The sequence below is a fragment of the Citrobacter sp. Cpo061 genome (assembly GCF_030332845.1).
Lineage (GTDB): Bacteria > Pseudomonadota > Gammaproteobacteria > Enterobacterales > Enterobacteriaceae > Citrobacter > Citrobacter portucalensis.
In genome coordinates this window covers 320,196-327,538 of record NZ_JAOWHB010000053.1, presented here as the reverse complement: position 1 = coordinate 327,538, position 7,343 = coordinate 320,196, and the positions used below count along the sequence as shown (strand labels likewise).

General features: G+C 53.7%; 5 protein-coding genes. 3 read left to right on the top strand and 2 right to left on the bottom strand.

Translation table 11 applies throughout. From position 1 onward, the window contains the following. Together OGX97_RS20170 and tssD are read right to left on the bottom strand one after the other, a co-directional pair. On the bottom strand, positions 1–398 hold a 398-nt coding region (locus OGX97_RS20170), incomplete at its 3' end, for a DUF2931 family protein (protein ID WP_213786721.1). Continuing rightward, positions 395–2,380, bottom strand: coding sequence for a type VI secretion system tube protein TssD (gene tssD, locus OGX97_RS20165; protein ID WP_100271904.1), 1,986 nt, complete (start codon positions 2,378–2,380; stop codon positions 395–397). The genes tssD and OGX97_RS20170, both read right to left, overlap by 4 nt. A gap of 277 nt (positions 2,381–2,657) precedes the next feature. Between tssD and parC the strand changes: the two genes are divergently transcribed. The 3 genes from parC to ftsP all read left to right on the top strand — a co-directional run bounded on the left by parC (position 2,658) and on the right by ftsP (position 7,333). After that, positions 2,658–4,916: a DNA topoisomerase IV subunit A gene (gene parC / locus OGX97_RS20160; RefSeq protein WP_003828391.1), complete on the top strand. Its 2,259-nt coding sequence runs from the start codon at positions 2,658–2,660 to the stop codon at positions 4,914–4,916. Positions 4,917–5,111: 195 nt separating this feature from the next. Next, positions 5,112–5,849, top strand: a complete 738-nt coding sequence (plsC, locus tag OGX97_RS20155; protein ID WP_279850802.1) for a 1-acylglycerol-3-phosphate O-acyltransferase — start codon at positions 5,112–5,114, stop codon at positions 5,847–5,849. Between the two features lie 71 nt (positions 5,850–5,920). After that, entirely contained in the window at positions 5,921–7,333 is a 1,413-nt protein-coding gene (gene ftsP, locus OGX97_RS20150; RefSeq protein ID WP_032945022.1) for a cell division protein FtsP, read from the top strand. The last annotated feature ends 10 nt before the right edge of the window (positions 7,334–7,343 follow it).

The following is a 7,343-nucleotide window of genomic DNA, read 5'->3' as shown; positions in this document are numbered from 1 at the left end:
CAGGTTTCGGGGCCGAAGACGGCGCTGGTTTCATAGGTCTGCTGGTCAATATAGGAATCCCAGCAGAAGACAATGTACTGAGGGGGTTTTTTGACTTTGTTGAACTGGTCGCCAAAACCATGAGCATTTTCAGCCCATTCTTTGACGGAATCTGGGTCAGGGGAAGCCTGGTCAAGCGTATTAAACGTATACAGATAACCATCGGTATCGATAACTCTTGCATGGTTGACCATTGAGGGTAATTCTCTGGGGGTGATAAAAGCGAAGATCCACTTACCATAAGGTAGGGTCCAGTCGCCGCTGGCGGCCTGTTTTGACTGTAAAGGGGGCGACTGATGTGGGCTGCAGCCTGCAGCGGCCAGTAACAGCGCAAGCGCCAGGGCATAAGATATTTTCATCGTTTATTTCCATCCATGTTGTAAATGGTTCTGATCCAGTTAGCGTCCGGTCGGTTGACAAAGCTGACGGTTTCCGAGGCTGATGCTCCACCCTGTAACTCCCCGCTCTGTTTGAGATCCACTGCGTTCCAGTGGGCTGAGCAGTGGATATAGCGGCCGGCAATCCGATCCACCTCTTCTGGTGTAAAGCCAGCGGTGCTTCTGTGCTGACGGGCCGCTTTTCCCATTTCCCGGGCTTGTTCGCACAACGGCTTTAGCGCATCCGGCAGGGCGTGTCTTTGAATTTTATCGACGTCAGCCAATAACGCCCCAGCCTCAACCGCCGCATCGACCATCACCCGCAACGCCACCTTCGACCAGTCGGAAAAGACCGTCCGCTGGCGCAACGTCAGGGCGGTAAAGGTGCGTTTTTGTGGCTGGGTGTAACGGTCAGTAGGTGCCCGCGGGTCCTCCCAGACCTCCGGGGTGATCTCATGGGTGCGTATAATGGGCATGATAGCCGGTGAATGTTCGAGCACACGCAACTGCGCCATCGTCTGCGCGTATATGTGAGACTGCGCCCCGGGCTGGTTCTGCGGCAGGGTTTCCACCTGCGGACGGGTGAGAAAGAGGTCTTCGCGTAGTTGCGGCATATAGCCGCCGCCGATATCGGAGTGCACGCCGGGGAGTGCCAGCTCTGGCCAGGCGGGGGCCACGCTGTTAAGGGCGAAGTTGTAGCGGCACTCGTTCTGGGCGGTAAGATGAAACACCTTTTGCGCCACGCCCGGACGCAGCCGGAGGGTAACGTTGCCGGTGTCGGCGCTGTGTGGGTCGAGTCCGTTGGTTACCGTACCGACAGCCGCCACGGTGTCCATGATGCCGAGAAAACGGGTGTTGCCTGCGGGAGCACCACGATATTCATACTCCATCATTCCTGTATTAATGGCGTTGATAATGGCCTGGTCTTCTGCCTGGACACGGTTAGCGAAGTGGCGGGCTGCGGCTGCGCCGCGGCTGAAGCCGAAGATATCAAACAGCAGTGTGTCGACGACAAACGCCCCTTTCAGTAAAGCAAGCGCGGCATCAATGGCTGTCGCCAGTTGCGCCACCGCATCATCGGTTTTGGCAATAATCCCAGTTTCTGCGGTGCCCAGTCCCAGACCTATCGGGTTATCGGGTTCACCCGCCCGGGTGCCAATGCCCTCGACATAGACTGCACTTTGTACGTAACGACTCTCTGGCGGAAATTTTTGTTTATATAACTCATTCAACCAGTGAATATTCGTGTAATACCCCAGATAGCTGGTCGCTCCTACCCCGCTGATCCCCATCTTCTCCTGTGCATTTCTGGCAAGAATGCTTTGGGCATCTGGACTCTCAATATCAAAATGCTGCGCGGTGAGCGCCTCAAGCATGTTGCGGGTATTCACGGCGTTATTGCCGGTACCGTCGAAGAATATCCCCAGTACCAGCGTCACCTTACGCACCGGCTGCTCTGCGGGCAAAATGCTCTTTTGCACCACCGGGAAAAGCCGATCGTAATTGTCCGGTGTCAGCAGGTAATCAAACTCGGTGCAGGCGATCAGATGGCGACACAGAATATAATCGTAATTTATCGATATATATTCATAATCCATATCGTTCATCTTGGACTCCTGGTGAATAGCCTGCACCGTCGCACCACGAAGTTCGATTAAGTAATATTTTTCCATGCGACCGTATCGATTGATGCGGTATATATCAAACGTCATTTTAAGACGTTCATTATTATTAATAGCATTGCAGAATAACGGAGAGCTTTTATCCAGGAGTTTGCAAAAGCGCAGGCCGAGGTGCTTAACGCCGCCTTGTATGCTGCTTTGCGCCTGCGTCAGGCTGAAGACAAAGATACTATCTTCATGCGCTGACTGATAGCGATTGCCCACTGAGGCCTGCGAGTTACAGCCTGCAGAAATCGGTCCCTGAATATCACCCTCAAGCGTTAAATAAATAAGGCTGCTCATTTATTTTCCTTTAAGGAGGTTTTTACTCAGGAAGAAGCGTAATGATAAAACGGATAAAATAACCTGCCATCAATCAAATTAAGTCGCAAATTTAGTTTATTATTTAATCGTAAAAGGAAGCGCTAATAGAAAAAATAGCCTGCCTTCTCTCTGCCTGTGATGGCGATACTGCCGCATTCGCGGCCCTTTTCTTTGTGACTCAACACGTCAGATAGGGTAGTATCTGCGGCAATATTGCCCTTCAATAGAGGGGTACAAAGTTGAGGAACCACGATTAATGAGCGATATGGCAGAGCGCCTGGCGCTGCATGAATTCACGGAAAACGCCTATCTGAACTATTCCATGTACGTCATCATGGACAGGGCGTTGCCGTTTATTGGCGATGGTTTGAAACCCGTTCAGCGTCGCATCGTATACGCGATGTCCGAACTGGGGCTGAATGCCAGCGCCAAATTTAAAAAATCCGCCCGTACCGTCGGTGACGTGCTGGGTAAATACCATCCGCACGGCGACAGCGCCTGCTATGAAGCGATGGTGCTGATGGCGCAGCCGTTCTCTTACCGTTACCCGCTGGTTGACGGGCAGGGGAACTGGGGGGCACCGGACGATCCGAAATCCTTCGCGGCGATGCGTTATACCGAATCACGCCTGTCTAAATATGCGGAAGTCCTGCTGGGCGAACTCGGTCAGGGAACGTCGGACTGGGTGCCAAACTTCGACGGCACCATGCAGGAGCCGAAGATGCTGCCTGCTCGTCTACCAAATATTCTGCTGAACGGCACGACCGGTATAGCCGTTGGTATGGCAACGGACATTCCGCCACATAACCTGCGTGAAGTGGCAAAAGCAGCGATTACCCTGATTGAGCAGCCGAAAACGACGCTGGATCAGTTGCTGGATATCGTGCAAGGGCCGGATTACCCGACCGAAGCGGAGATCATTACTTCGCGCGCGGAAATTCGTAAGATTTACGAAAACGGACGCGGCTCCGTACGTATGCGTGCGGTATGGACGAAAGAAGACGGCGCGGTGGTGATTTCCGCGCTGCCGCATCAGGTTTCCGGGGCAAAAGTGCTGGAGCAGATCGCTGCTCAAATGCGCAATAAAAAGCTGCCGATGGTAGACGACCTGCGCGACGAATCGGATCACGAAAACCCGACCCGTCTGGTGATTGTCCCGCGCTCTAATCGTGTGGATATGGAGCAGGTGATGAACCACCTGTTTGCCACTACCGATCTGGAAAAGAGCTACCGTATCAACCTGAACATGATCGGTCTTGATGGTCGTCCGGCGGTGAAAAACCTGCTGGAGATCCTCACCGAATGGCTGGCGTTCCGCCGCGATACCGTACGTCGCCGCCTGAATTATCGTCTGGAAAAAGTGCTCAAGCGCCTGCACATCCTTGAAGGTTTGCTGGTGGCGTTCCTCAACATTGACGAAGTCATCGAAATTATTCGTCATGAAGATGAACCTAAGCCTGAGCTGATGTCGCGGTTTGGCATTTCTGAAACCCAGGCTGAAGCCATCCTTGAGCTGAAATTGCGCCACCTTGCCAAACTCGAAGAGATGAAAATCCGCGGTGAGCAGGATGAGCTGGCGAAAGAGCGCGATCAGTTGCAGGCCATTCTGGCTTCCGAACGTAAAATGAGTAACCTGCTGAAGAAAGAGCTGCAGGCCGATGCAGATGCCTATGGCGACGATCGTCGCTCTCCGTTGCAGGAACGTGAAGAAGCGAAGGCGATGAGCGAGCACGACATGCTGCCATCTGAGCCGGTTACCATTGTGTTGTCCCAGAGTGGCTGGGTGCGTAGCGCGAAAGGCCACGACATCGATGCACCGGGATTAAGCTATAAAGCGGGCGACAGCTTTAAGTCGGCAGTGAAGGGTAAGAGCAACCAGCCGGTGGTGTTCGTTGACTCGACCGGACGCAGCTATGCCATCGACCCGATTACGCTGCCGTCGGCGCGCGGTCAGGGTGAACCGCTGACCGGGAAGCTCACGCTGCCGCCAGGCGCGACGGTTGAGCACATGCTGATGGAAGGCGACGATCAAAAACTGCTGATGGCCTCCGATGCGGGCTACGGTTTTGTCTGTACCTTCAATGACCTGGTCGCACGTAACCGTGCTGGTAAGGCATTGATTACACTGCCAGAAAATGCGCGCGTGATGCAGCCGGTGGTGATTGAAGATGAAACCGATATGCTACTGGCTATTACTCAGGCTGGTCGCATGTTGATGTTCCCGGTGAGCGATTTACCGCAGCTGTCGAAAGGCAAAGGGAACAAGATCATTAATATCCCTTCAGCGGAAGCGGCGAAAGGCGAGGATGGTCTGGCGCAACTTTACGTGCTGCCGCCGCAGAGCACGCTGACCATCCACGTCGGTAAGCGCAAAATCAAACTGCGTCCTGAAGAGTTGCAGAAAGTGACCGGAGAGCGCGGCCGTCGCGGCACGCTAATGCGTGGTCTGCAGCGTATCGACAGCATTGAGATTGACTCGCCTCGACGCGCCAGTCACGGCGACAGCGAAGAATAACGCTACCGTCCGGCTCTCCCTGTTAAAGTTCAGGGAGAGCCAACGTTAAAAATTCCCGTGAAACCGTTGTTTATTCGTGCGTTGCGATTAACAATACGCTTTTCCAGAGAGCCGCCCTTAACAAAGCCCTAACCTGATACCGCGTGATGAATCAGGTGACGTAAAATGCCAGGCTCTTAGGCCTTAGAGGTTGTTATGTTATATATTTTTCGTTTAATTATTACTGTTATTTACTGCGTTCTGGTCTGTATTTTCGGTTGTATATACTGTCTGTTCAGCCCACGAAATCCAAAACACGTTGCAACGTTCGGTCATATGTTTGGCCGCCTGGCTCCCCTTTATGGCCTGAAGGTCGAGTGCCGCATGCCGGCAGACGCGCAGAACTTTGGTAATGCTATCTATATTTGTAACCATCAGAACAACTATGACATGGTTACCGCTGCGAATATCGTTCAGCCGCCGACGGTGACGGTAGGTAAAAAAAGCCTGCTGTGGATCCCTTTCTTCGGGCAGCTGTACTGGTTAACCGGTAACCTGTTGATTGACAGAAACAACCGCGCAAAAGCGCACAGCACCATTGCAGCCGTGGTGAATCATTTCAAAAAACGTCGCATTTCTATCTGGATGTTCCCTGAAGGGACGCGTAGCCGCGGTCGCGGTCTGCTGCCGTTTAAAACCGGCGCGTTCCATGCAGCGATTGCTGCTGGTGTCCCGGTCATTCCGGTGTGCGTTTCCACAACCTCGAACAAGATAAAACTCAATCGACTCAATAATGGTCTGGCAATTGTCGAGATGTTGCCACCGGTGGATATTAGCCACTTTGGGAAAGATCAGGTTCGTGAACTGGCAGCGCATTGCCGCACGCTGATGGAACAAAAAATCGCAGAACTCGATAAAGAAGTTGCTGAGCGGGAAGCCGCCGGTAAGGTTTAATCCGCGCAATTCGGGTTTTTTACAGGAAATGACTTCCTGCGTGTTAATAGCCAGTTTTTTATGGAGTTTATATGTCATTCAGTCGGCGTCAGTTCATTCAGGCATCGGGGATCGCACTGTGTGCAGGTGCTGTTCCGCTGAAGGCTAATGCTGCCGGTCAGCAACAACCGTTACCCGTGCCTCCGCTGCTGGAATCCCGCCGGGGGCAGCCGCTATTTATGACGCTGCAACGTGCGCACTGGTCCTTTACACAAGGCACGCGCGCACCTGTCTGGGGAATTAACGGCCGCTATCTGGGACCGACAATCCGCGTCTGGAAAGGGGATGACGTCAAGCTTATCTACAGCAACCGTCTGACTGAAAATGTCTCGATGACCGTCGCCGGGTTACAGGTACCTGGCCCGCTGATGGGCGGCCCGGCGCGCATGATGTCCCCGAATGCTGACTGGGCGCCGGTGCTACCGATTCGCCAGAATGCCGCCACGTTGTGGTATCACGCTAATACGCCAAATCGTACTGCTCAGCAGGTCTATAACGGTCTTGCCGGGATGTGGCTGGTTGAAGATGAAGTGAGTAAATCACTGTCTATTCCCAACCACTATGGCGTGGATGATTTTCCGATCATTATCCAGGACAAGCGGCTGGACAACTTTGGCACGCCGGAATACAGCGAGCCCGGTAGCGGTGGTTTTGTTGGCGATACGTTACTGGTCAACGGGGCGCAAAGCCCGTATGTCGAAGTCTCCCGCGGCTGGGTGCGCTTGCGTTTGCTGAACGCGTCAAACTCGCGTCGTTACCAGCTGCAAATGAGCGATGGCCGTCCGCTGCATGTGATTTCCAGCGATCAGGGTTTTTTACCTGCGCCTGTTTCGGTGAAGCAGCTCTCGTTGGCTCCGGGCGAGCGTCGTGAGATCCTGGTGGATATGACTAACGGTAATGAGGTCTCTATCACCTGTGGTGAGGCGGCCAGTATTGTCGACAGGATCCGCGGGTTCTTTGAGCCCTCCAGTATTCTCATCTCCACGCTGGTATTGACGTTGCGCCCGACAGGTCTCCTGCCGCTGGTGACTGACAGCCTGCCAATGCGCCTGCTGCCAACGGAAATCCTCAGCGGTTCGCCGATTCGCAGCCGTGATATCAGCCTGGACGACGATCCTGGCATCAACGGTCAGCTGTGGGACGTCAATCGTATGGATATTACTGCCCAGCAGGGCTCCTGGGAACGCTGGACGGTGCGGGCGGATATGCCCCAGTCCTTCCATATTGAAGGTGTTTCGTTCCTGATCCGTAATGTGAATGGCGCGATGCCGTTCCCGGAAGACAGAGGCTGGAAAGATACTGTCTGGGTTGATGGCCAGGTTGAATTACTGGTTTATTACGGACAGCCTTCCTGGGCCCATTTCCCGTTCTACTTTAATAGCCAGACGCTGGAAATGGCGGATCGTGGCTCAATCGGACAGATGTTGGTGAACCCGGCGCCGTAATGCGCCGGGG

Bases quoted from the DNA above. Each gene is read 5' to 3' on its own strand.
- tssD (WP_100271904.1), bottom strand. From the start codon at position 2,380: ATGAGCAGCCTTATTTATTTAACGCTTGAGGGTGATATTCAGGGACCG.
- parC (WP_003828391.1), top strand. From the start codon at position 2,658: ATGAGCGATATGGCAGAGCGCCTGGCGCTGCATGAATTCACGGAAAAC.
- plsC (WP_279850802.1), top strand. From the start codon at position 5,112: ATGTTATATATTTTTCGTTTAATTATTACTGTTATTTACTGCGTTCTG.
- ftsP (WP_032945022.1), top strand. From the start codon at position 5,921: ATGTCATTCAGTCGGCGTCAGTTCATTCAGGCATCGGGGATCGCACTG.